Genomic DNA, 24,255 nt, shown 5'->3' with positions numbered 1-24,255 from the left:
AAAAACATCTTATTACTTTTGGCACTCCATGAATTACCCCCTTTAATAAGGGATTGAATTAAAAGGTTATGAAAGCAAATGGATACTAGAGCGAATATTCAGTGGTTCCCTGGGCATATGAATAAAGCCCGCAATGAAGTAAAAGAAATCATGCCGCAAATGGATGTGATTATTGAGGTGCTGGATGCGCGCATTCCTTATAGTAGCGAGAACCCAATGGTGGCCACCCTGCGCGGTGATAAACCAGTCATTAAAATTTTAAATAAAGCCGATTTAGCCGACCCTGAGATGACCCAAGCATGGATGGATTATTTTGAACAAGAAGATGGTGTCAAGGCCCTGGCTTTTGATGATAATAAAACAGCTGATGTACACCGTATTGTCGAACTGTGCAAAAAATTAATGCCTAATAAAGCAGAGTCGGGACGACAGATTAAAGCCATGATTTTGGGTATTCCTAACGTTGGTAAATCAACTTTAATTAATACTTTAGCAGGCCGAACGGTGGCAAAGACAGGTAACGAGCCGGCCGTGACTAAGTCGCAGCAGCTTATCAAGTTAGAGGGCGGCATCATGCTGTATGACACCCCTGGCATGCTGTGGCCAAAAGTTGAAAACGCCAACTCAGGCTATCGTTTAGCCGCTACCGGCGGTATCCGTGATACTGCGTTTGACTTCGCCGATGTTGCCAGCTATACCGCAGAATTTCTAATACATGCCTATCCTGAGCTATTAAAAACCCGCTATAAAATTGGAGACCTGCCAGAAACTGATTGGGAGTTTTTTGAAGTCGCTGGCCGCAATCGTGGTTGCGTGCGTGCAGGTAATAAAATCGATACTTATCGGATGTCTGAGATTCTGATCAACGAATTACGCAGTGGCACCCTAGGTCGTATCAGCATGGAAACCCCTGAGATGCGTGAGGTTGAGGAAGGCGTAGTAGCAGAACAACGTCTCGCTCTTGAGGCGAAAAAAATAGCCAAAGAAGAGGAAAAGCGTCAACGGCGCTTGCGTACGCGTAAAAATCGTAAGTAGGTTTGATATTGCTTGAAATGTTCAGCGCTATCTAAAAGTGTAAAGTAATCTTATTCTTAACATCACTAGCTTCTTTGTTTTTAACCTCTCAACCCTTACTTAACCCTTATATATAGTCAATGAAAAGTAATATCGATACATAACCTACTGCTAGCATAAGTTTTTCTTGCTTGCTGTGCCTACGCAGACAGAGGCTGCAAAAATCTTATAGCAGCAGTACTGTAGCGTTTTTAAGGTATTTTAACTATAGTAGTGAGTAATTGAAGTTACTCACCACTTCGCTCGCCTACTTGCCAGCAACTTTTTGATAATTAATAATGATATGACCGCCTATGACTCAGCTTACCGCCAATCCAAATTCCCCACTGTCAGATAAAACCATCAGTCACACTTCTACTTCGCTTAATTCCTTTGCCCCGCGCTTGCTGGATTGGTTCGAAACCAATGGTCGCCATGATTTACCCTGGCAACAGCACCAGACCGACACGCCCAATCCTTATATCGTTTGGTTATCAGAAGTCATGCTGCAACAAACGCAAGTAGCGACGGTACTGCCCTATTTTGCACGCTTTATGAACTCGTTTCCGACTGTGCAGGATTTAGCAGCGGCGGAGTGGGATGAAATAGCCGAACATTGGGCAGGATTGGGCTATTATGCGCGTGCGCGTAATTTGCATAAAGGCGCCAAGCAGCTGGTAGCAATCATTGATGAGACCGGTGACTTTCCGCAAACGCTAGCAGGTTGGGAAGCCATCTCAGGTGTCGGCCCCTCAACGGCTGGGGCAATTATGGCCATGGGCTTACATCATTATGGGGTGATCTGTGATGGTAACGTGAAACGAGTGCTGACGCGCTGGGCTGCAAATGATGGTGATATTACCAAGTCTGCGACTACCAAAGAGTTGTGGGCATTGGCGGAGCGCTTAACCCCTGAGCAACATTCAGGACTATTTGCGCAGGCCATGATGGACATGGGCGCAACCCTATGTACACGGAGCAAACCTGCTTGTCTTTTGTGTCCGCTACAAGAGGACTGTCTGGCGCATGAGCAAGGCCGTGAAGAAGAATATCCAGTCAAAGCTAAGAAAAAACCTAAACCTAGCAAATTTAGTAATGCATTATTAATTCAAAATTCAGCTGATGAAATATTGTGGCTTCAACGTCCTGATAACGGTATTTGGGGTGGCTTGTGGAGTTTACCATTAGAGTTTATAGAGAAAATCGATGGTAAAGCAGTTGCAAATAAACCAGATAATAAAATAATGACTGAACCACAGCTTGATGTTCGTAGTAATGAAAAAGCGTACGAGACAGAATTCACTACTGCTGAGCAAATTATTAATGAATGGTTAAATAAGAATCAGCTAGTAGCAGAGTCAGTGAGTGCGACTTTATTTGACAATGCGCCTGCACCAATCAAGCATTCGCTGACGCATTTTCATTGGTATTTGACCCCGCAACAATTAACCTTAAACACAGAGCAGTCTCAAGAATTGACTACAGCATTGCAAGCAGCTGAAATTAATGTAAATTGGCTAAACAGTAATGAAGCTCAAGCGACCCTAGGATTGCCACGCGCGATGGTGAAGATACTACAATAAGACCTTAGCATAAAGATATAAACCAAAATAAAAAAGCGCCATCATAATTAATTATGATGGCGCTTTAGCTTTAAATACTAGTAAAACAAACAGTAAAACAAGTGAGCAAAATTCCATAGCAAACTAAGACTTCGGCACCCGCAAACGCATCAGCCCTTCTTGCTGTACGGTCGCAACCAGCTTGCCATTTTGCCAAAACTGGCCATGATTTAACCCTTTAGCATTGGAAGTCGTATCACTCCACATGTCATATAATAGCCAATTATTGAGATCAAAAGTGCGATGGAAATGCATCGAATGATCAATGCTAGCTGCTTGTAGGCCACTGGTCATAAAGCTGACACCGTGTGACATAAGCCCCGTACCCACCAAATAAAAGTCAGAAGAAAATGCCAATAGCGCTTGCTGAATGGCAATAGGCTGTGTGCCCAGTTCGCGAATACGTAACCAGTTAGCTTGCTTAGGTTTCATCGGCTCCGGATGAATGGGGTCGCGCGGTTTAACGGGTTTGATTTCCACATGACGGCGGCGCATAAAACGCGATTTTAGAGCATCTGGTACTTTGCCGACGTAATCTTCCTTTAGATCTTGCTCAGCCAGCAGGTCTTCTGGCGGTGGGTAGACAGGCATATTCTCTTGATATTCCAAGCCTTCCTCCATCGGTGAGAAGGAAGCAATCATCGAAAAGATCACTTGCTCGACTGGTGGCTTACCGCGTATTTGCTTATATTGAATAGCAGTCACTTCACGCGCAGATAGGCTACGCCCGTCACGTAATCGGCGAACTTGATAGATGACCGGCTGAGTAATATCCCCACCCCGTAAAAAATACCCGTGCAGCGAGTGACAAGGCTTGTCTTCGGTGAGAGTATGGGCAGCCGCTATTATCGCTTGGGCTAGCACTTGTCCGCCAAAGATACGCGCGCCGACATAGTCATGGCTTTTGCCTTCAAAGACATCAGGGCTAACTTCAATAAGCGCCACTGTGGCGAGTAGCTCATCAATCAGTTGCGAATGATCAGACATGACGATACGTTTCCTTATCTTTATCAATAACTCTCGCGACCTGACAATGTCAATAAGACATAGTTTAGGGTAGCTTGGGATTTGAATTTAGAACGATATGAAATCACTGGCAGTAATATTCAAGATGAACAATACAGGGGTAATAGCGTTATTACTAGCACTGAAGACGGGTAAGCAAAATGACTATCATAAGAGGAAAAAACAAACATTTTAACCAGTATTTATGTTTTTGACCAGTTATTGGTTGCAAGCATTCTAGTATTAAGCTGACTGTTCAGGTTAGGCTGTCTAAAAATCAGTGAAACATCAAAAAGCTAATAGTCAAAAAACGAGATACTATCTATAGTTAAAATACCTTAAAAACGCGACGGTACTGCTGGTATAAGCTTTTTGCAGCCTCTGTCTGCGTAAGCACAGCAAGCAAGAAAAACGTATGCCAGCAGTAGGTTATGTATCGATATTACTTTGCATTGACTATAGTGAGTACCTCGTTGTTATCAAAAAGATCTCTTACTTAAAGACCGCTGCTTAAAACTCACTGCTTAAAGTATCAATCCAGTAACCGATACAGTACTGTAAGTTAGAAGCCTGCAGGTCTATGGCTTCACTGCTACTAGTACACGAATAGAATCAGGTACCAATGACAGGTTTGCCAAGGCTTGCTCGCCTTGGGCTTGTAACTGCTCCAAACGCTCAATCTCTTCAGAGCGCACGTTAGGGTTGATAGTTTGCAAATGTTTAAGGCGTTTTATTTCACGTGACCACTGCTGGCTAAAGCGAGTGCTTGCTTGCTCACCAATGTCAGTCAACTGCTTACGAGCAATGGCTTCAGCTTCATAATAGCGTTGCTCAATAATATCGCCGCGCACTTTAATCACTTGCCGCGCCCGGTTTTTATCCAAGCGGTCAAGATGCGGCATAATCATCTCGGCACTGATACGTGCTGATAAATCACTACCTTGCTCACTAATAAAAATACGAATATTTTGCGATGATAAAGTCGCCGGCAGGTTCAGTAATTTTGGCGCGATGGCTTCAACTCGAAAGTTGACTTCTAGCATAATCATCCCCTGCGGCATGGCAGAACTTTTGAGCATCGCCACCGTGGTATTACCAAAGGTACTGGTACTAGCAAGCTCATAAATAGCGCGCATCAATGGATGTTCATGAGTGATGAATTCGATATCTTCACGCTGCAGCGCCTGCTCACGATCAAAGGTCAAGGTCATACCGTCTTCATTACCGAGCGGCAGACCGTCGATATAGTCACTAATCTCAGTGCTGTCTATCGGCGCAATTGCCCATGAACCATCGCGCTGGATATTATGATCAATATTAGCTGACGCAAAGAAACGCTCAATAAACTGCGGCAATAAAGTATGACTATCAAAGTCATGCATGGCTTCAGCGATCCGACCAGCAACACCCGGACGGCAAGAGTTATATTCTAATAGACGGTCACGACCAGCTTGTAATTGAGCCTCAAGTCCCAAACGGGTGTCCAACGCATCCGCAATAACTTCTTGCAAGATAATACGGTTTTCGGCAGTATCCGCACCTTCAAGCATGGGCTTAAGCATTTGAATATATTGCTCTTGTACACTTTGCGCAGTCGGTGAAATCTGATTGAATATATTCAACGCATTGTGATACCAATCATAAAGCCGCTCTTGCGCCGTCCCTTCAACATAAGGCACGTGCAAGGTGATCTCTTGTGTTTGCCCAATGCGGTCAAGGCGACCAATACGCTGCTCTAAGGTATCAGGATTGGCGGGCAAATCCCATAATATAAGCTGGCTGGCAAACTGGAAGTTGCGACCCTCTGAACCAATCTCAGAGCACAACAATATCTGCGCGCCTTCGCTATCAGCAAAGAACGCCGCCGCTTGGTCACGCTCAAGCAAGGTCATCTGTTCAGTAAAGATAGCGGTCTTGATTCCCGCATGTAGGCGCAATACCGCTTCCAAACTTTCAACTGTTGCACCACTACGTGCAATCAGCAACACTTTTTGATGTTTGAGCTCGCCTTTTAAAATATCAATCAGCCACGGTACACGTGGATCATCTTCTAGCCAGCCGCCATCAGGTTGATTTTCTTCGCCCCATAACTGTTCACGCAGTTTACCTGTGGTCTGGTAGCTGTCTATCCATACATCCGGTAGCGGTAGAGGATGCGCCTGACTACTGCGACCATGAAACCCTTTGACACTCTCGCGGGTATTACGGAATAGGATGCGCCCTGTACCATGACGATCTAACAGCTCGTTAAGTGCATAAGTCCGCAGCTTATCATCCTCATTAATAGCGGCCAATTCTTCTTGGCTCACATTTAATAGACTGGTCAAAGCAGAGATTTGTGTGGGATTCAGCGGCTTATCTTCTATCAAAATACTGGCGACCGTTGCGGTCTCTGCAAAAGCTTCTTGACCCTCAATAAACTCGTCTAGATCATCAAAACGGTCCGAATCGAGCAGACGCAAACGTGCAAAATGACTTTGCACACCCAACTGTTCAGGAGTCGCTGTCAATAGCATAACGCCTGGGGTCTCATCAGCAAAGTCAGCAATCAGATCATATTTATCGTTACCGCCTTGCGCCTCATCCCAATGTAGATGATGCGCCTCGTCGACCACTAGCAGATCAAAACCTGCTTCCATCGCTTGATCATATAAATCAGGATGATCGAGCAATAGATCCATACCAGCAATAATACATTGCTCGGTTGCAAAAACATTTTGCTCAGGGTCGTGTTCTTTAATGGCCGCGGTACGTACTAGGTCAAATAGCGCAAAGTTTAGATTAAAACGACGGCGCAGCTCGATCATCCACTGGTATTGCAAGCTATCAGGAACTAAAATAAGCACTCGTTCAGCCCTACCTGACAGCAGCTGTTGATGGATAATCAGTCCTGCTTCAATGGTCTTACCCAGTCCAACCTCATCGGCAAGTAATACACGCGGCGCAATACGTTTACCGACTTCATGAGCGATATAAAGCTGATGCTCGATAATGTCGACGCGAGCGCCCATTAGACCCTTTAGTGGATGACCTGCAATCGCTGCTTGCATACGCAAAATATCTTGGCGTAGCTCATACCAATCCCCACGCTCAATACGTCCTGCTAATAAGCGCTCAAGTGGTTTTGCCAAAGTGATATTGGCCGCAAGGCGGGTTTCCATTATCCCTTTACTAGTAGCTCCTTTAGGAACAACACCTTTTTCATTATCTTCGACACTGTACTTGAGCACCCCCATGACCTCATCGACTGCGGTGACCGTATAGCTATGACCTTGTTGGTCACTAATGCTATCGCCAACCTTAAACACTACGCGAGATAACGGCGCAGAGCTTTTTGCGTAGACGCGGGTCTCTTCGCTTTGCGGGAATAAAATATGCACACAACGGTCGTCTAGATCGACAACTACACCTAAGCCCAGCTCGGACTCAGTATCAGATAAATAGCGTTGACCAACGGCGAATTCAGAACTGTGCAATGAAGCGGTAGAGATAGTCATAGGGCGATGTCTTTTGTACTCAGATGATAAGAAAGTAGATAGCAAATAGGGCAGCAATGTCAGCAGATTATCTTATTCAGCAGATAACGGGACTAACAAGCAAGCTGAACCATTATATAGCGTTAGCGGCTAGATGCGTGCGTTAAGTTGACTTTTCAAGTGCCTAATTACTGGTCGGTACGTTAGCGGCAGAAATATTATGCCGACTGTCTTTACGCTAACGCAAGTTCTCCCTTAATTTGAGTATCTTGTTACAGATTCGATTGCAAAGTCTTAGCCCGCTTAATAAGTGCTTTTTGCGTAACAGCTTTTGACTAACTCAGGCAACGTGCTACATTAAGCTGATAACGACTAGATTGAATATTCAAAATAACTTATAAATAAGGAAGATATATGCAAGCGGTATTTTTAGATAAAGGGACTTTTTCTGATGGCGTAGACTTGTCAGCACCGACTGGGGTTAGCGACTATATTCTTTATGACGACACGCCCAAGGATTCTAACCTTATCATTGAACGTTGCCAAAATGCTGAGATTGTCATTACCAACAAGGTTCAGATTAGTGCTGAAGTGATTGCAAAGCTACCCAAGCTCAAGCTCATTCAACTGACTGCTACCGGTATGAACAATGTCGACCAAGACGCTTGTGCGGCTCATAATGTAACCTTATATAACGTTGCTGGTTATGCCGTCAAAAGTGTGCCTGAGCATACCTTTATGCTGATGCTCAACGCCATGCGCGCCGGTCTGTATTATCATAACAAAGTCGTCGATGGCACTTGGCAGGCTAATGGCAACTTTTGCTTGCTTGATATCCCACTGGTAGATTTAGAAGATAAGACTTTAGGTATTATTGGGGTGGGTACTATTGGTAAACGAGTCACTGAAATTGCACAAGCATTTGGCATGACCGTATTGTGGGCAGAACATCAAGGGCGCGCGCCGCGTAATAACGATTATACGGCCTTTGATGAGGTGTTGGCTCGTGCTGATGTGATTAGCCTGCATTGTCCGTTAAACGAACATACCAAGCACCTTATTAATAAAGAGTCGCTGGCCAAAATGGCCAAAAAACCCCTGCTTATTAATGTGGCGCGCGGTGGCATTGTGGATAGCAAAGCACTTGCTGATGCTATTATTAGTGAGCAGATTCTAGGTTATGGCAGCGATGTGTTTGAGCAAGAGCCCATCGCTAACGATGACCCCCTGTTAAGCCTAGGAGATCATCCGCGTGTAATATTTAGCCCGCATAATGCGTGGGGCAGTAGAAGCGCACAAGACACTTTATGGCAAATCTTAAGTAAACAAGTGACAGACTTCATTAAAGTCAATTAACGAGAGAAATGTAACCAATCATCTTTGATTTTACGGTATTTCAGCATAATGCGATCGCTTACATAGTTATGGGTTACATACCATGGATAGCGATCGCCTTGTTTGGGTAACTCGTCTTTTGCACGGCTAACATAACCTGCTGATAATGCGCCTAGTACTGTGTCTGGCCTTACCTGTACCTGTTCTTGTTCAGTTTGAGCCTGCGAACAGACTGTTTTATAATTGTGCTTATCCATATAATCGAGTAGACGTACTACATATTGACAGGCCAAATCAATTTTCAGCGTCCAAGAAGCGTTGGTATAGCCAAACATTAGCGCAATATTAGGCACGCCCTCAAGCAGTACCGCCTTATAAGTCATTCGGGCGCCTACATCTACCTGCTGTCCATCAATATACAAGGCAGCACCGCCTAGCATCTGTAATTTGAGGCCAGTGGCCGTAACAATAATATCCGCCTCAATATGCTTGCCAGATACCAGTGCAATGCCCGTTTCGGTAAAATGACTGATTTTGTCAGTGACGACTTCTGCCCGCTTACCTTGCAATGCCAAAAATAAGTCACTATCCGGCACCGCACATAGGCGTTCATCCCACGGGTTATAACTGGGCGCAAAGTGCCCGACATCAACACCGCTACCCTTGAGGTTCTTTTTCACGCCATGATTTAAAAATGCCTTCATTACTTTTGGCGCATGAGTCGCTAACTGATAGACGCCTTGTTGGAACATCACATTGCGCGTGCGTAGCAAGCTATAAGCTTGACGCTTTGATAACGGCGAAAACTTACCGGACAACCAATCAAGCGCATAATCATCGCCTGGCACACTTGCGACGTAAGTCGGTGAGCGTTGCAACATGGTAACGTGGCGGGCGCATTGCTCGCTACTTTCATCGACCAGTGCGGGTAATAAAGTCATGGCTGTCGCGCCACTACCAATGACGACAACTTTTTTATCATCATAAGCCACATTTTTCCAGTGCTGCGGATGCACGATATTGCCTTTGAACTGTTCTTCGCCTTCAAAATGTGGTTTGTAGCCTGTGTCATAATCATAGTAACCGGTCGCGCCGACAACGAAGTTTGCCGTTAAGGTCAACACCTCGCCATTATTATGATTTTTGATCATCGCCGTCCATTGCTGAGTGGCACTTGACCACGACAGTTGCTGCATCTCATGCTGATAGCGAATGTGTTCTGTGACCTTAAATTCGCGGGCAGTATCGGCAATATAGCTTTTAATGTCGACACCTTTTGCTAGCATTTTATGACTTAACCACGGTCGGAAGCCGTAGCCAAACGTCAAGGCATCAGAGTCAGAGCGGACACCAGGATAATTAAATAAATCCCACGTGCCTCCTAAATCAGCGCGTTTCTCTAATACTAAAAATCGCTGGATTGTATTTTGTTTTATAGATTTACGCTTTTTGGGGCTGCTACGTCTAAACAGCCCTCTGCCTGATTGCTGTTGTAAATGGCAAGCCATACCAATACCGGCAATACCGGCACCAATGATAAGTACCTCATAATCTGCCGTAGTCTTGGATTGTGATTTTGAGCGTGTCAATAAACCTTTAAGCCCTTTGCTCGCCGCTTTCTTATTGGCAGTTTTGTTAGAAATTTTATTAGGATCTATATTAATGGCATCTTTACTTTTATGTGCACGCTTATAGCTATCACTGCGCGGCTGAGATAGGGTGTTATCGACCATAATCTTGTCCTTGTTTATTGCTCAATTGTCCTTAACTCATACAACTATAAACGGTTTTGGTGGTACATTCTGCCAAAAGAACGACTGTATCGTCAGCCTATTCTGCCTCACTATTGTTTATTTTTATCCTCGCCTTTCTAACTTAACTGCTCTAGACTTAACTGCTCTAGACTTAACTGCTCTAGAAAGGTACTGGGCTTTCCCAATCCATCCAGGCACCAAGCGTTGGATGTTTAAGCCGCAGCTGCTGGGCGTGTAGATTAAGCCGTGGGGCAATATTTAGTGCCGTATCTTCTGCATAGATCGGGTCTCCGATAATCACATGACCACAGTGCACCATATGTACTCGCAGCTGATGACTACGACCTGTCACGGGCTTAAGCGCTACCCGTGTGACCATTTGCCCATTGCACTGTTCATGTGCGAGTATCTCATATAGTGTCAGGGCGTGCTTTTGCCAGTCAGGATCGACGATATGGCGCGGCTTAGTGGCTGGCTCGTAACGTACTGGTGCTGATATTTTGCCAGTCGCACCAACACTTTCCCACTCTCCAAACACTCTTGCTTGGTATTTCTTTTGTGGTAAGCGCTCGATGAACTGCTTACTGATATTGGTCTGTGCTGCCGCGTTTTTAGCGAAGATCAACAGCCCTGAGGTATCCATATCTAGACGATGAATCAGTTTTACCGCTGGGTTTGCACGTTCAAGTCGTGACAGTAAACTCACATTTAAAGTTTTGCCCTTGACACTAAGTAGCCCTGCAGGCTTGTCGACTACCCAAATATCATCATCCTCATAAACGGTAACCTGTTTCGCAAATGTCTGAAAAAACTCAAGTGGATAGATACTTTCTTGTAGGTTGAGGGCCGTTGTCTCTTCATCAGTAAAGGGCATAAAAATAGCTACTTATTTTAGTGGGTTGAAATGTAAGGGTGATAGCAAATACTAAATCTAGTTTCGCGTTAAGATGACAGCAACTACAGTAGGTAACAGACCAAACACCACCTGTTTCGTTATGTTTCGATTTATTGTGCTAATAGTAATTGTTGAATAATTTAACCTGCTTACCACTGTTAAGACTTGGCAAACATGTTAATATAATGGCACATTTTAACCCGTTCTTAACTATTCTTTAGCCATTCATTACTCGCTGTCAGAGTAATAGTTGTTTAAATATTATTAACTAACATGCGTGCCATTCGATGGCGATAGACATGGTAGAACAAGAGAGAAAAAATATGTCAGATCTTATTATTAATACCACCGATGCTAACTTTGACCAAGATGTGCTACATTCTGATGTGCCGGTGCTAGTAGATTTTTGGGCCACATGGTGTGGACCCTGTAAATCGATAGCCCCTATCTTAGAAGATTTAGCCGTTGACTATCAAGGCAAGGTCAAAATTGTTAAAGTCGATGTCGATAATAACCCACAAGCTGCCAGTCGTTTTGGTATTCGTAATATCCCAACATTGTTTGTCTTCAAAGATGGCGAAAAAGTTGATTCAGTGATGGGCTTACAGCCAAAAGCTGAATTGGCAAAAGTACTTGATAAACATTTGTAATATTATAGATCTAAAGTATTGAATTGACTGAATGCTTTTTAGCATGATTAAAGAAGCCATTATCTATTTAAGATAGTGGCTTCTTTGCTGTATTTTTAACCAAAAAGTTAGGTTTTGCGACTTTTTTAACGAAAATTATTGACAATGTCATCATGATAACCGTATAGTCTGCTGACAAGGGAAACATAACTGTTTTCATAAGTACCTTGTCGCTATTCTCCCAGTGTTTATCAACAAAAAATACAATTGTTGTCATTAAGCATAATTACTGAATAAAGTTATTGATCTTGAGTTCTTTTCTTTGACTCTTATGTCACCTTCTCTATATTCACTTTTTGTCATCCTGCCACAATGTGTGCAGCCGGTGATAAATTAATACGTAAAAATCAATACTATCTCAAAACTCAACTCCGTGTACATACCCTATTGCTACACTTCCGTTATATTAATCAATGTCGTGGGTTGTCCAGCTACTGGCAATTCTCACCCGATAAATTGCTAATGACCTATCTATGAATCTAACTGAATTAAAGAAGAAAACAATCGCTGAGCTATTGGCCATTGCCAAAGACATGGGTCTTGATAATATGGCGCGTAGCCGTAAACAGGACATTGTTTTTGCTATCCTAAAAACGCATGCCCGTAACGGCGAAGCCATCTATGGTGACGGCGTACTTGAAGTGCTTCCGGACGGTTTTGGCTTTTTGCGCTCATCTGAAGGCTCATATTTAGCTGGTCCTGACGATATTTATGTCAGCCCAAGTCAAATTCGACGCTTTAGCTTAAAGACTGGTGACAGTATTGCTGGCACTATTCGCCCACCAAAAGACTCTGAGCGTTATTTTGCGCTATTAAAAGTTGGCGAGATCAACTTTGATACCCCAGATCGCTCACGTCATAAGCTTATTTTTGAGAATTTAACCCCACTATTCCCCACTGAGCATCTTAAGCTTGAGCTTGGCAACGGTACCACTGAGGACTTGACGGGTCGAATCATTGACTTGATTGCACCCATTGGTAAAGGGCAGCGCTCTATTATTGTGGCACCGCCAAAAGCCGGTAAAACAATGCTGCTACAAACTATCGCGCAATCCATTACTCGTAATAATCCTGAGTGTTATCTGATCGTCTTACTGATCGATGAGCGTCCAGAAGAAGTGACCGAAATGGTACGCACAGTACGTGGTGAAGTAGTCGCTTCAACTTTTGATGAGCCACCGCAGCGTCACGTACAAGTGGCTGAAATGGTTATCGAAAAAGCCAAACGCCTAGTAGAACACAAACAAGATGTAGTGATCTTACTAGATTCTATTACTCGTCTTGCTCGCGCTTACAACACGGTTATTCCATCATCAGGTAAAGTATTAACTGGTGGTCTAGATTCTAATGCACTTGAACGCCCAAAACGCTTTTTTGGTGCTGCCCGTAATGTAGAGGAAGGTGGCAGCTTAACCATTATTGCCAGTGCCCTTATTGATACTGGTAGTAAAATGGATAGCGTTATCTTTGAAGAATTCAAAGGTACCGGTAACCAAGAAATCACTCTAGATCGTGATTTAGCTGAAAAACGTGTCTTCCCAGCGATCAATATTAAAAGATCGGGTACACGCCGAGAAGAACGTTTACTTGATGAAGATAAACTGCGTAAAGTTTGGATTTTACGTAAACTGCTCCAACCGATGGATGGTGTACAAGCGACTGAGTTCTTACTCGACCGACTCAGAGAAGCTAAAACCAACGATGAATTTTTTGAGCAAATGAAGCGTAAGTCACAAAACTAAAATTAACTTAGTTTCTATTATTTAGTGAAAAAAGACCGCTTTAATGCGGTCTTTTTTAGTTTGAATTTTAGTAATTTCTACAAAAAAATTAGCGTATTGATAATGCAAATACAATAACATTAAGCAAAACCAAAACCAATGATATGTTGAAGTAACATCTCTTACAGAGTCTTTGCAAAGATTAGCGTTTCTACTACGACCAATAACAAGTGAATAGTTTACTATTAGACACAGTACGATTCTACTTTATTGATTAATATGACTTTCCAGCCACTTAATTAATTTATAACTATTAATCTATTGTGATGCGAGAAATTAATTTATAAATGAAGTCGAAGTGATTACCAAAAATTTTGATCTCGTCTGCCTTAAAACTGGCTTGTTAGAACTTGTTCTAAGGTTAGACCTTGTCAGAACCTGTAGCCATAGAAATATTTTATTTAATTTTGACAACCTAATAGGTGACAATATGAAGTTCGCTAAAACTCTTGCAATGACTGCTATTACAAGCTCAGCTCTTATCATGGGTGGCTGTAACTCTGGTCCATTTGGCAATGCTAGTAATACGGCTAAAGGTGCTGCTGCTGGCGCTGCTGCCGGTGCACTTATCAGAAGTAAAGGCGATAGCAAGGATATCGCTCGTGGTGCATTAGCTGGTGCTGCACTAGGTGGCGCAGGTGGTTACATTATTGACCAGAATTAAATGACCATCTAACAATTTAAGTAATTAGCATTCGTTGAGTTTTTTTAGTTGAACGATTGTCGTTACTATAATTTTAGTTATTATAATTGTAGTTATTATATAGATAGAACTAGAAAAAAAGCCTGCAATCTTGATTGCAGGCTTTTTTTAGTTGGCATTTATTTTAACCGTATTTTCCCACAGTGAGGGGACCCCGCTACTATATGGCCCCACTACTACTATATGGCCCCACTAACTAAAGGTATCGCATGATTGTACATTACCACTCTCAAGGCCGCGCGTGAACCAATTAATGCGCTGCTGACTGGTACCATGAGTGAAGCTATCTGGCGTTACAGCGCGACCACTAGCGCGAGCTAGACGATCATCACCAATTTGACCGGCAGCACTTAACGCTTCATCAATATCACCCGCTTCTAAGAACTGTACACGCTGCTGATTCCGATTGGCCCAAACCCCTGCAAAGCAATCGGCTTGTAATTCTTGCAATACCGATAAATTATTAGCCTGCGCTCGCGTGACTTGACGACCGGCTTCATTAACCTGCTGAGTAATACCTAACAAAGTCTGGACATGATGACCAACCTCGTGTGAGATAACATAAGCTTGAGCAAAGTCGCCAGCTTTCCCCTGATTTTCTTCATCGCCTGAGCCTTGTTGGTCTCCAGTTATACCCAGGTTTTGGCGCATCTCTGAAAAAAACGAGGTATCCAAATACACAGTCTGATCGCCAGGGCAATAAAATGGACCAGTAGCTGCTGTAGCGCTACCACAGGCAGAGCTGACTTGCCCATTGAACAAGATTAATGAGGGCTCTTGATAAGTGCCACCGCCTTCATTAAATACTTGATGCCAAACCGCCTCGGTATCAGCAAGCACTACTTCAACAAACTGAGTATCACGGCTATCATCATTGGCAGGTTCAGTCGATGTATTGGTACCACCGCCCGCTACAACTTGACCAGTCTGTAGCGCGGTCATTGGATTTACGCCAAACACTAACCATAGAATACCAGCAATAATAATACCGCCAATACCACCACCAATCACCTTGCCACCACCACTACTTGTGCGGACGTTAGAGCTACCTCGCCTGCCTTGCCACTTCATAGCGTTCTTCCTTAGCTATACGTTACCTGCTGTTAAGTATTTCAATAGTTATTTATCTTAATAACTTGATTTAGAACTTATTTAGACTTTATTTATATTCTAGATCACTTAAGATTTTTGAGACGAGTGATTTCAAATCATGTTAAATGATATAAAATATGATAAATCTAGCTGAAAAAGCAGCAGTTTTGTTAAGTATACTTAAATTGATTTAAAATATTGTATTAAAACTTATATCAAAGCAAACTCGAGAAACGACGTTTACTACTTTATTGTTACCAAAGTGTAGTAACTCTTTTCTTTTGAAAAAAAAAGATATAGAATGCGTGAAAGCTGAGTAGCTGTGACTAAAGGGAGTCGGAAATTCGAGATATATCGAAGTTTCAACCCCTCGTTGCTGCTACGGCTCATTTCAATTTCCGGAGAATATAGTATGAAACTTAAATTACTTGCACTAGCTGGTATTATGACTGCAACTATGGGCTTAACTGCCTGTGACAGCAACAAAGAAAACGCTGCTGAAGATTTATCTGACGCGCAAGAAGAAGTGCAAGATGCTTCACAAGAGCTAGACGAAGCTGCTGTTGACGGCGAGCCTACTGTTGAAGCTGATGCTGCTGTTGCTACTGCTGAAGCTGAAATTGCTGATGCTCAAGCCGCTACTGCGACTACTGAAATGGATGCTGAAGTACCTGTTGACGGCACTATGGCTGGCGATACTGAAGCCGCTGACGCAGCTGATGACGTTGTTGTTGAAGAACCAGCTCAGTAATTTTTATTACTATTATGGTCGCTAAGATTATAATGGATGTCTAATACTATAAATAAAAAAGAGAGCCTATGCTCTCTTTTTTGATGCCTGCTTTATTGCTCACCTCACTAGCTTCGTTGAACACTAAGCTCAGTCATTAAGCCGCGTGCGGATTCAGCGCTCATCAAGTACGGATTAAAATCAGCAGTGGTAGAGTATTTGAGATAAACTGCCGCATTCTGTTCATTAAGAGAAGCCTGGTTCATCGACCATTTGGACCACTCTCTATGCTTTAATTCACGGGTTTCAAGTAACTGTAAATCATGATGTCGCTGATCTAAAATTAAGGCATATAATAAGCGGTTAATCTGCGCTCTTGGCCCTTCAATGGTTTGCAAAAAATAATTATTATTGAAAACTAACATACCGGTAATACCGTTCGCAGTATTGTTCTTCTGTGCCTGCTGCAAGATTTCACCAAGTGCTTTCGGTGATAAATCTAAGTTTGCGCGGCTAACATAGGTCATATTCACTAAAGTGTGTGCATCTGAAGTTATTTGTGCCATATGGGGCCTCTTATATAATACAGTTAAAACTTATCGGTGCTACTGAGTCTGATTTACGGACTAAGCACTAAAACCTTTTCTTAAAGGCACGCTTTTCTTCTTTTTCTTGGAGTTTCGATAGCGTGTCAATGAACATCATGACCTGAGAACTGCTCATCAGGTAAGGGTTAAAGCTAGTACCCGCTGAGAATTTAAGTACATATTCGTTATTTTGGTCGCTAGGTGTTAGATATTTCATTGACCACTTACTCCAACGCCGCTGCTCAACTTCGCAACATTCAATAACCTGTAATGAAAAATGCCGGTCATCCTTGACTAACTTTCGTAACAACCCATTAATAACTGGTCTTGCACCCTCGATACTTTGAAGAAAATAGTTTTCATTTAGTACCAAAGCACCCGTAATGCCATTGCGTTCATTGTTGCGTTGCGCTTGTGCAAGAATACGTGCTACTTCGACATTGGCGTTAAGATCGTTATAACGACTAATATAAGTCAAACGCAAGATGATATGCTCACCATCCCGGCTATTCAAATCGCTGTTTTCTAAACGCTCAGCTAGTTCTAGTTCCATAAGATACTCCGTTTGATTGGCTATATTTTTGTCAAACTATACAGCCTAATGAATAGCTATAATAATTGTCATTAAAGGGTTGTTTTTCAATGTGAACGGCTAAGTCTGACTATAGTGTATCTTAATTAGTCTTAGATATTTTATGATTTGAACAGTTCATTGTAAAAGTAATAGCCGTCGTGTTTTTGGCTGTGGACTGCCAAGCTTAGCATCAAATCGACACCTAAAGTTCAGCGTCACTGTTTAATCAAAATGCATCACTATTATTTATTTTTAAATCGAACGCATGATTTTAGCTCAGCACTGTTTTAGCTCAGCACTGTCTTAGAGACGTACTGGTTGCTTGAGACCCTACACTCTGAAACATAAAAAGGCCTAGCGTTAATACGCTAAGCCTCTCTTAAAAGATAGTTATTATAGATCTAAGAGCCAATATGTACTGAACTATTGGTTCTACGTCAGTTTTGTATTAGTCAAAAGCTAAAACCTAAATCCACTCATGGAATTTTTATCAACAAGTAGGTTTCGGCTTATTGATAGTTGCAATTACTAACTACACATCAAATAAATGCTCGTCAACTTTTTGACGAAATTTTTGACCAGTTTTAAAGGTGACTACCCGACGTGCAGAGACCGCAACCGGTTCACCTGTTTTTGGGTTACGGCCTGGGCGGGTATTTTTATCTTTAAGCTCAAAATTACCAAAACCTGAAAGCTTTACCTCTTTGCCATCGATTAAGTTTTCTGTCAATTCATCAAAAAAATTCTCCACCAAACAGCGCCCTTCTTGGCGAGTTAAGTTGAGCTGACTCATCAAATGCTCAATCATGTCAGATTTGGTTAGGGTGCTCACAGTACGACTCCTATGCTATGTCGTGATGGCGGGTTTTATTATTCGGCGATACAATTACTGATCATGGCTATTATAAAGGTTTTTTGCAGTCTTATTAATAAAGTCTTCCACAAAATCCTTTATTAATAAGCAGTTAACTGGTTTTTGGCCATCATGGTCTTTATTATTTCATTTAAAGTAAGGTCTTATATAGTCAATAAGAAGTAATATCAATACATAACCTACTGCTGGCATACGTTTTTCTTGCTTGCTGTGCCTACGCAGACAGAGGCTGCAAAAAGCTTATACCCGCAGTACCGTCGCATTTTTAAGGTATTTTAACTATAGCAACAAAAGCTTGAAGTATGACTTAATATTAACTGTCACGAAGCTGCGCGCCATGCTGTGTAGTCAGTGCTTGAATAACGGTGTCAGTTGCAGCTTTTACTACCTCATCAGATAAGGTCTGTGTGCTGTCTTGCCATATTAGCGCAAATGCTAATGAACGCTGACCAGTTGGCACATTCTCGCCTTGATAGATGTCGAACAACCATAAATTCGTCAACAGCTTACCTGCAGTCTCACGTATGGTTGCCTGTAAGATCTGTAAGCTAATATCACTATCTATCAAAATAGCTATATCACGGCGCACTTGTGGAAATTTACTTGGTGTTGCTATCGGGTGTTGCTCACGAGCTAGGGTCAGTAACGGGGCTAACGCCAATTGCGCGACCCAAGTTGCTGGTAGATCGAGCTGTTTGGCCGTGTTGGGATGCAGTTGACCCAACCAACCGATGTAATGATTATCGATATAAAACTTAGCACTTTGACCAGGATGCAAAAAGTCTAGCTCACTACGCTCATAGCGAATGCGTGCGCTATCAAGCTGTGTGGGTAGCAGCTGTTCAACATCGTGCTTAAGATCATAAAAATCTATCGCGCGATTTTGATAGGCTTGCTCATCCCAAATATCACCGACCGCTACCAAAGCCATACTAGGTGTTTGCACCAACTCGCTAACACTGTGACCCACGAAGCTAAGACCAGTCTCAAAAAATCGTACCCGTGATTGCTGACGGTTAAGATTGTATTGTACGCAAGGTAATAAACTAGATAATAAAGTACGGCGCATCACTGCTAAATCACTAGAGATCGGGTTGGCAAGTGCTAATACTTCACCTAATGCTTCATCATCGATCAATGCTTCTAACTTAGCATCACTAAAGCTAAAACTGATGGCTTCCATATAACCGGTATCGACCAGCGCTAGTTTCATCTCATGAGTCAAATCTGCGGTATCGTCATAATCCATGCTAACTTGCAAGTGCGGCAAGGTGCTAGGAATATTATCATAGCCATAAATACGAGCAATTTCTTCGATCAAATCTTCTTTGATACTCATGTCAAAGCGGTACGATGGTGGCGTGCAGATCAATGAATCCGTTTGTTGTTCTACGATAAATCCTAACTGGGTTAAAATGCGTATCATTATTACTGGTTCAATATCAATACCAATAACAGCAGCAACCTTGGCTATCGGCAAGATAATCGGTGTGCGTGCAGGTAGGTGATTGCGATGCTCAACAGTGGCTACTTGCCCTGCTTGACCGCCGGTAATACTGGTAATCAAATGACAAGCACGTGCCAGCGCCAACGCTGGTAATTCAAAGTCAACTCCACGCTCAAAACGTTGTGAAGCATCAGTATGTAGACCAAAGCGACGCGCACGCCCGGCGATAGCCAATGGACTAAAAAATGCACTCTCCAACACAATATTAATGGTGCTATTCGTGACACTACTACGCTGACCACCCATGATACCAGCCAGCGCCAGTACGCCTTTATCATCAGCGATTACTAGTTCATCGCCAGTTAGGCTAATAGTTTGTTCATTAAGAAGAGTCACGCTTTCTTGTGGCTGCGCTAAACGAACAATAATATCACCAACAATAGTATCGGCATCGAAGGCATGTAGCGGCTGTCCAAGTTCCATCAGTATGTAATTCGTCACATCAACTAAGAAGTTGTGCGAGCGTAGCCCTGACTGAATCAGCGCATCTTGCAGCCATTTTGGACTGTCAATACTGCGATCAATATTATTAATAGACTGCAATAAATAGCGCGGGCACGCTTCTGTAGCACTTACTGTTACCGTAGGCGCGCCGACAGCATGATTAGTAGGTGTTGGTTCAGCAGTAGAAATAATGGGCAGCTGCATAGGTAAATCATTAGTGACCGATATTTCGCGAGCAATACCACGCACACTAAAACAGTCACCGCGATTGGGGGTAATAGAGATATCAAATATTTGATTGTCCAGCCCTAGATAATCGCGAATATCAGTACCAATCGGTGCATCATCAGGCAGCTCGAGCAAACCATCTAGTGCATCAGTCAAATCAATCTCAGAAGCGCCGCATAACATGCCATTTGAAGCAATACCGCGTAGCTCGCTGGCTTTAATATGGAAGCCCGCTTTATCATTGCTGGGCAATACTGCCCCAACAGTGGCAACCGGCGCTTTCATACCAACGCGAACATTGGGCGCGCCGCAAACAATCTGTAACGGCTGATCGCTACCAATATTGACCTGGGTCACGCGCAGTTTATCGGCGTCAGGATGCGGTTCGACACTGATTACCTCACCGACCACCACACCACTAAATGGACGTGCAACGGCATAGCGATCATCAATCTCAAGCCCCGCCATAGTTAGCTGTTCGGCCAGCTGCTCACTAGTGTTAGCAGGGTTTACCCATTGACGTAGCCATTGTTCGCTAATTTTCATAAATATCTCGGATCAAAATATCAAAATAAATGTAATAAAACTGCCGTTACAGCGGCGCTATTTGTGTGTCAGTACTGGTCTTCGTGTGCTTAGAACACTTAACTGGTTTAGCCAAACTGTTTTAAGAAGCGCACGTCATTTTGGAAGAATAAACGCAAATCATCAATGCCGTAATATAGCATTGCAAAACGCTCAATACCCATCCCAAAAGCAAAGCCGGTGTACTTATCCGCATCAATACCACAGTTGATCAGTACTTGTGGATGCACCATACCGCAGCCCATTACCTCAAGCCATTTACCATTATCATCTAAAATATCGACTTCAGCCGATGGTTCAGTGAACGGAAAGAATGACGGACGGAAACGTACCGTCAGCTCTTTGGCAAAAAACGCCTGTAAAAATTCGCTAATTAAGCCTTTTAACTCAGCAAAGGTACTCGACTCAGTAACCATCAAGCCTTCTAGCTGATGGAACATCGGTGAATGAGTTTGGTCTGAATCATTACGATACACACGGCCTGGGCAGATAATACGAATGGGCGGCGCAGTTTGTTCCATGGTGCGAATCTGTACTGGACTGGTGTGAGTACGTAATAGATAGTGCGCATCAAAATAAAAAGTATCATGCATGGCACGAGCTGGATGATGCGACGGAATGTTTAGCGCTTCAAAGTTGTAATAGTCACTTTCAACCTCAGGGCCAGTCGCCACATTAAAGCCAGCTTGGATAAAAAACTGCTGCATACGCTGGGTAATCATGGTCACCGGATGCAAATGGCCTTTTTGACTACCGCGCGCCGGCAAGGTGATGTCAATACGCTCGGCTTCCAACTTGGCGTTCAGAGCTGCAATCTCTAACGACTGCTGCTGTTCGGTAAGCGACTGCTGAATACGGCTACGCACTTGATGTAACCAGCCGCCATAAGTTTTTTTATCGCCGCTATCAAGCTTGCCTAGCTGTTTTGACCAGCCGGTTAACAGGCTTTTTTTACCCGTAAGTTGCACGCGTAACTCTTGCAGCGCCCTGATTTCAGCAGCTTGTGCGATCAAGTTTTCAGCTGAGCTCGCAAAATGGGTCAGTTGTTCTTCATTAAGCTCATTTAGCTCAGAGGATAAGGTCGGTAGCACCGATAAATCGGCGTTAACAGCAGGGGTAGTCATAAGACGCATCATTCCTGATTTAAACAAACTATTAGTTGTAAGGATGTGACCAAATATTACAAACCATTTATCCAATCATTTTTCAAACAAAAACTATTGAAAACAATGGCTTGAATATTTAGACGACCATAAAGAAAATTAAGTACCAATGCAAATCATTAATGCAAATCATTAATGCAAATCAGTGATTTGAATAAGTGATATAAAAAAAGCCACCGACCAGCGGTAGCTTTTATTAACATAGTATTATCAATTAATATTGACCCGACTTATTTAAATACTAATGACTCTTAACTTGTAGGATAACCTACAATATTATGAATTAAGCACTCAAATAGGGTAAATATTTATGCCAATTCCGCTTTTGCTTTTTCGACCAAGGCGCTAAAAGTAACTGCATCATGCATGGCGATGTCAGCAAGTACGCGACGGTCAACAGTGATGTTGGCTTTTTTCATGCCGTTAATAAAGCGGCTATAGCTTAGGCCGTTTAAACGTGCACCAGCATTAATACGAGCAATCCAAAGACGACGGAAAGTACGTTTTTTATTGCGACGGTCACGATATGCATATTGACCAGCTTTAGTTACTGCTTGTACCGCTACACGGTAAACACGTGAACGGGCACCGTAGTAGCCTTTTGCACGCTTTAAGATTTTTTTGTGACGGCGATTTGCCTGTACACCACGTTTTACACGGGCCATAACTTACTCCAAGATATTTTTAATCAGTATTAAGCGACAAACAAAGTTGTCAGATTGCAAAGTCAAATAAAATGTAGATGACAATAGTCAATTAGATGTATGGGCACATACGACGAACTGCTGATTCGTCAGACTTGTCCACCATCTTAAGACCGCGCAACTGGCGAATACGCTTAGCTGATTTCTTGGTCAAAATATGGCTTTTGAATGCTTGCTTGCGCTTGAAGCCGTTCGCTGTTTTTTTGAAGCGTTTGGCGGCACCGCGTTTGGTTTTCATCTTCACTTTCATGAGTGATTGCCTCTTTATCTTTGTTAGAACCTGGTCGTCAAATAACAGATGTTAGTATGCTTTATTTAAATAGCAACTAACCCTCTATTTGCCTCGAGGTGGGAGGCGCTATTTTAGCAGATGTGAGACTATTTTGCCAAGCAAAGTTTTAGCATGCTCTATAAGCATTTACTAACATGAGCTACTGTTAAGCAGTAAAATTGTATAGCCCAATACCAATTATTGGTTCCGCCCTTGATACACAACCCTTTCACTTGACCATTAAGCACTTATATTTAAGCACTTATATTGAATTTATTTTTTTATGAAATTGCAGATAAGGTATAATTAAAGCCATCTTTTAGAGGTGATAATTAATCCAACCGCTCACACCTAAATAGATTGTATGTCAGCTTAAGCTATGTTTAAGTAGTAACAGAGTTTGCATATAAACTTACAAACCATAGCTTGCTGCACCATATGTGAAAATAGTAGGGGTATAAAATAGCGGGCTAGCTATTGTGTGGTCATAGACAATTACGATACTGTCATCCCGCATCCCGGGCGCTTGTACGCTAGGCGCAAATCATTATATATAAGTCATTATGAAATATAAGTCTTTATAAAATATAAGTCATTATGTATAAAATGTAGGAGATCATAGTGTCAGACCAAGAGCTAGCTTTCGATAATGAAGTGTTTGTCTTTGAAACGGTTATGCGCGTGCGCAACACTGAAATCGATGCGGGTCAACATTTGACACTTGAATCTCTCACTGCATTATTGACTGAAGCACGGCAACGTTTTTTGCACTCTAGGAGTATTAAAGAGATTGATGCTGACTATCAAGGTTTACTCGTTAATAACTTGCAGCTCAGCTTTAATGGCCGTGTACGCGTGCGTGAGGAGCTATTATTTGAGGTGGGCGTTGAGCGATTGTCTGATAACGATGGCGATATCATGATTAAAGTTACTCGTATGCATGATGGCTCTTTGGTGGCAAGAGCGCGACTGCACTTTATCAATTTCGACTTTCGCTCGAATAAAGTGACGGCGCTTAATACCACCATCAAAACCGCATTAGAGCTCCGTTAGAGCTATAGCCGTTTAAGGTCTGATGCTACCTTAAACCTTGCCATTAAAAATTAGCTCCCAATCTTTTAGTAACACAGACTTTATGCCACAAGTTTAATTGTGACTTACTTATTATCACTCTCACTATTCA

At 42.7% G+C, this 24,255-nt stretch carries 20 protein-coding genes; 8 read left to right on the top strand and 12 right to left on the bottom strand.

Translation table 11 applies throughout. The features are described 5' to 3' along the window. The first annotated feature begins 78 nt into the window (after nucleotides 1–78). Both ylqF and mutY read left to right on the top strand, forming a co-directional pair. Nucleotides 79–1,035: a ribosome biogenesis GTPase YlqF gene (ylqF, locus tag H4W00_RS03455; protein WP_209956251.1), complete on the top strand. Its 957-nt coding sequence runs from the start codon at nucleotides 79–81 to the stop codon at nucleotides 1,033–1,035. Between the two features lie 332 nt (nucleotides 1,036–1,367). Then, nucleotides 1,368–2,636: an A/G-specific adenine glycosylase gene (gene mutY, locus H4W00_RS03450; protein WP_209956250.1), complete on the top strand. Its 1,269-nt coding sequence runs from the start codon at nucleotides 1,368–1,370 to the stop codon at nucleotides 2,634–2,636. Between the two features lie 123 nt (nucleotides 2,637–2,759). Here mutY and H4W00_RS03445 read toward each other — a convergent pair whose 3' ends face one another. Then, nucleotides 2,760–3,662 (bottom strand): acyl-CoA thioesterase, encoded by a 903-nt coding sequence (locus H4W00_RS03445; RefSeq protein WP_209956249.1) that lies wholly within the window; start codon nucleotides 3,660–3,662, stop codon nucleotides 2,760–2,762. A gap of 596 nt (nucleotides 3,663–4,258) precedes the next feature. Continuing rightward, nucleotides 4,259–7,177 (bottom strand): RNA polymerase-associated protein RapA, encoded by a 2,919-nt coding sequence (rapA, locus tag H4W00_RS03440; RefSeq protein ID WP_209956248.1) that lies wholly within the window; start codon nucleotides 7,175–7,177, stop codon nucleotides 4,259–4,261. A 393-nt stretch (nucleotides 7,178–7,570) separates the two neighbouring features. Between rapA and H4W00_RS03435 the strand changes: the two genes are divergently transcribed. Beyond that, entirely contained in the window at nucleotides 7,571–8,512 is a 942-nt protein-coding gene (locus H4W00_RS03435) for a D-2-hydroxyacid dehydrogenase (protein WP_209956247.1), read from the top strand. Here the strand turns inward: H4W00_RS03435 and H4W00_RS03430 are convergent. Further along, nucleotides 8,509–9,999: a flavin-containing monooxygenase gene (locus H4W00_RS03430; RefSeq protein WP_209958860.1), complete on the bottom strand. Its 1,491-nt coding sequence runs from the start codon at nucleotides 9,997–9,999 to the stop codon at nucleotides 8,509–8,511. The genes H4W00_RS03435 and H4W00_RS03430 overlap by 4 nt on opposite strands. A 406-nt stretch (nucleotides 10,000–10,405) precedes the next feature. Then, nucleotides 10,406–11,119: an RluA family pseudouridine synthase gene (locus H4W00_RS03425; RefSeq protein ID WP_209956246.1), complete on the bottom strand. Its 714-nt coding sequence runs from the start codon at nucleotides 11,117–11,119 to the stop codon at nucleotides 10,406–10,408. Nucleotides 11,120–11,463: 344 nt separating this feature from the next. On the opposite strand from H4W00_RS03425, the gene trxA reads away from it, so the two are divergent. From trxA to H4W00_RS03410, 3 genes are all read left to right on the top strand, one after another. Continuing rightward, on the top strand, nucleotides 11,464–11,790 hold the full coding sequence (gene trxA, locus H4W00_RS03420) for a thioredoxin (RefSeq protein WP_209956245.1): 327 nt from the start codon (nucleotides 11,464–11,466) through the stop codon (nucleotides 11,788–11,790). A gap of 512 nt (nucleotides 11,791–12,302) precedes the next feature. Then, nucleotides 12,303–13,571 (top strand): transcription termination factor Rho, encoded by a 1,269-nt coding sequence (gene rho, locus H4W00_RS03415; protein ID WP_209956244.1) that lies wholly within the window; start codon nucleotides 12,303–12,305, stop codon nucleotides 13,569–13,571. A 469-nt stretch (nucleotides 13,572–14,040) separates the two neighbouring features. Beyond that, nucleotides 14,041–14,274, top strand: coding sequence for a glycine zipper 2TM domain-containing protein (locus H4W00_RS03410; protein ID WP_209956243.1), 234 nt, complete (start codon nucleotides 14,041–14,043; stop codon nucleotides 14,272–14,274). Between the two features lie 231 nt (nucleotides 14,275–14,505). Here H4W00_RS03410 and ypfJ read toward each other — a convergent pair whose 3' ends face one another. Beyond that, nucleotides 14,506–15,384 carry a KPN_02809 family neutral zinc metallopeptidase gene (ypfJ, locus tag H4W00_RS03405; RefSeq protein ID WP_209956242.1) on the bottom strand — a complete coding sequence of 293 codons (879 nt, stop codon included), beginning with the start codon at nucleotides 15,382–15,384 and terminating at the stop codon, nucleotides 14,506–14,508. Between the two features lie 433 nt (nucleotides 15,385–15,817). Here ypfJ and H4W00_RS03400 point away from each other — a divergent pair, with 433 nt between their 5' ends. After that, nucleotides 15,818–16,156 carry a hypothetical protein gene (locus H4W00_RS03400; protein WP_209956241.1) on the top strand — a complete coding sequence of 113 codons (339 nt, stop codon included), beginning with the start codon at nucleotides 15,818–15,820 and terminating at the stop codon, nucleotides 16,154–16,156. Between the two features lie 107 nt (nucleotides 16,157–16,263). On the opposite strand, the gene H4W00_RS03395 is transcribed toward H4W00_RS03400, so the two are convergent. From H4W00_RS03395 to rpmI, 7 genes are all read right to left on the bottom strand, one after another. After that, the gene (locus H4W00_RS03395) at nucleotides 16,264–16,701 is read right to left on the bottom strand and encodes a BLUF domain-containing protein (protein WP_209956240.1); all 438 of its coding nucleotides are present in this window, start codon (nucleotides 16,699–16,701) and stop codon (nucleotides 16,264–16,266) included. Between the two features lie 67 nt (nucleotides 16,702–16,768). Then, entirely contained in the window at nucleotides 16,769–17,275 is a 507-nt protein-coding gene (locus H4W00_RS03390) for a BLUF domain-containing protein (protein WP_209956239.1), read from the bottom strand. Nucleotides 17,276–17,828: 553 nt separating this feature from the next. Then, nucleotides 17,829–18,128 (bottom strand): integration host factor subunit alpha, encoded by a 300-nt coding sequence (locus H4W00_RS03385; protein WP_209956238.1) that lies wholly within the window; start codon nucleotides 18,126–18,128, stop codon nucleotides 17,829–17,831. Between the two features lie 355 nt (nucleotides 18,129–18,483). Beyond that, nucleotides 18,484–20,895 carry a phenylalanine--tRNA ligase subunit beta gene (gene pheT, locus H4W00_RS03380; protein ID WP_209956237.1) on the bottom strand — a complete coding sequence of 804 codons (2,412 nt, stop codon included), beginning with the start codon at nucleotides 20,893–20,895 and terminating at the stop codon, nucleotides 18,484–18,486. 107 nt (nucleotides 20,896–21,002) lie between these two features. Continuing rightward, nucleotides 21,003–22,058, bottom strand: a complete 1,056-nt coding sequence (gene pheS, locus H4W00_RS03375) for a phenylalanine--tRNA ligase subunit alpha (RefSeq protein ID WP_209956236.1) — start codon at nucleotides 22,056–22,058, stop codon at nucleotides 21,003–21,005. Between the two features lie 347 nt (nucleotides 22,059–22,405). Beyond that, nucleotides 22,406–22,762, bottom strand: coding sequence for a 50S ribosomal protein L20 (gene rplT / locus H4W00_RS03370; RefSeq protein WP_209956235.1), 357 nt, complete (start codon nucleotides 22,760–22,762; stop codon nucleotides 22,406–22,408). A 91-nt stretch (nucleotides 22,763–22,853) separates the two neighbouring features. Beyond that, the gene (gene rpmI / locus H4W00_RS03365) at nucleotides 22,854–23,051 is read right to left on the bottom strand and encodes a 50S ribosomal protein L35 (RefSeq protein WP_209956234.1); all 198 of its coding nucleotides are present in this window, start codon (nucleotides 23,049–23,051) and stop codon (nucleotides 22,854–22,856) included. Between the two features lie 642 nt (nucleotides 23,052–23,693). On the opposite strand from rpmI, the gene H4W00_RS03360 reads away from it, so the two are divergent. Next, entirely contained in the window at nucleotides 23,694–24,125 is a 432-nt protein-coding gene (locus H4W00_RS03360) for an acyl-CoA thioesterase (RefSeq protein ID WP_209956233.1), read from the top strand. Nucleotides 24,126–24,255 lie beyond the last annotated feature (130 nt).

It is taken from the genome of Psychrobacter sp. PL19 (assembly GCF_017875835.1).
Taxonomy (GTDB): Bacteria; Pseudomonadota; Gammaproteobacteria; order Pseudomonadales; family Moraxellaceae; genus Psychrobacter.
This window is presented reverse-complemented; position numbering and strand designations above follow the sequence as displayed.

Bases quoted from the DNA above. Each gene is read 5' to 3' on its own strand.
- pheT (WP_209956237.1), bottom strand. From the start codon at position 20,895: ATGAAAATTAGCGAACAATGGCTACGTCAATGGGTAAACCCTGCTAAC.
- H4W00_RS03435 (WP_209956247.1), top strand. From the start codon at position 7,571: ATGCAAGCGGTATTTTTAGATAAAGGGACTTTTTCTGATGGCGTAGAC.
- H4W00_RS03400 (WP_209956241.1), top strand. From the start codon at position 15,818: ATGAAACTTAAATTACTTGCACTAGCTGGTATTATGACTGCAACTATG.
- ypfJ (WP_209956242.1), bottom strand. From the start codon at position 15,384: ATGAAGTGGCAAGGCAGGCGAGGTAGCTCTAACGTCCGCACAAGTAGT.
- rho (WP_209956244.1), top strand. From the start codon at position 12,303: ATGAATCTAACTGAATTAAAGAAGAAAACAATCGCTGAGCTATTGGCC.
- pheS (WP_209956236.1), bottom strand. From the start codon at position 22,058: ATGACTACCCCTGCTGTTAACGCCGATTTATCGGTGCTACCGACCTTA.
- mutY (WP_209956250.1), top strand. From the start codon at position 1,368: ATGACTCAGCTTACCGCCAATCCAAATTCCCCACTGTCAGATAAAACC.
- trxA (WP_209956245.1), top strand. From the start codon at position 11,464: ATGTCAGATCTTATTATTAATACCACCGATGCTAACTTTGACCAAGAT.
- H4W00_RS03445 (WP_209956249.1), bottom strand. From the start codon at position 3,662: ATGTCTGATCATTCGCAACTGATTGATGAGCTACTCGCCACAGTGGCG.
- rapA (WP_209956248.1), bottom strand. From the start codon at position 7,177: ATGACTATCTCTACCGCTTCATTGCACAGTTCTGAATTCGCCGTTGGT.
- H4W00_RS03425 (WP_209956246.1), bottom strand. From the start codon at position 11,119: ATGCCCTTTACTGATGAAGAGACAACGGCCCTCAACCTACAAGAAAGT.
- H4W00_RS03430 (WP_209958860.1), bottom strand. From the start codon at position 9,999: ATGGCTTGCCATTTACAACAGCAATCAGGCAGAGGGCTGTTTAGACGT.
- rpmI (WP_209956234.1), bottom strand. From the start codon at position 23,051: ATGAAAGTGAAGATGAAAACCAAACGCGGTGCCGCCAAACGCTTCAAA.
- ylqF (WP_209956251.1), top strand. From the start codon at position 79: ATGGATACTAGAGCGAATATTCAGTGGTTCCCTGGGCATATGAATAAA.
- H4W00_RS03390 (WP_209956239.1), bottom strand. From the start codon at position 17,275: ATGGAACTAGAACTAGCTGAGCGTTTAGAAAACAGCGATTTGAATAGC.
- H4W00_RS03410 (WP_209956243.1), top strand. From the start codon at position 14,041: ATGAAGTTCGCTAAAACTCTTGCAATGACTGCTATTACAAGCTCAGCT.
- H4W00_RS03395 (WP_209956240.1), bottom strand. From the start codon at position 16,701: ATGGCACAAATAACTTCAGATGCACACACTTTAGTGAATATGACCTAT.
- rplT (WP_209956235.1), bottom strand. From the start codon at position 22,762: ATGGCCCGTGTAAAACGTGGTGTACAGGCAAATCGCCGTCACAAAAAA.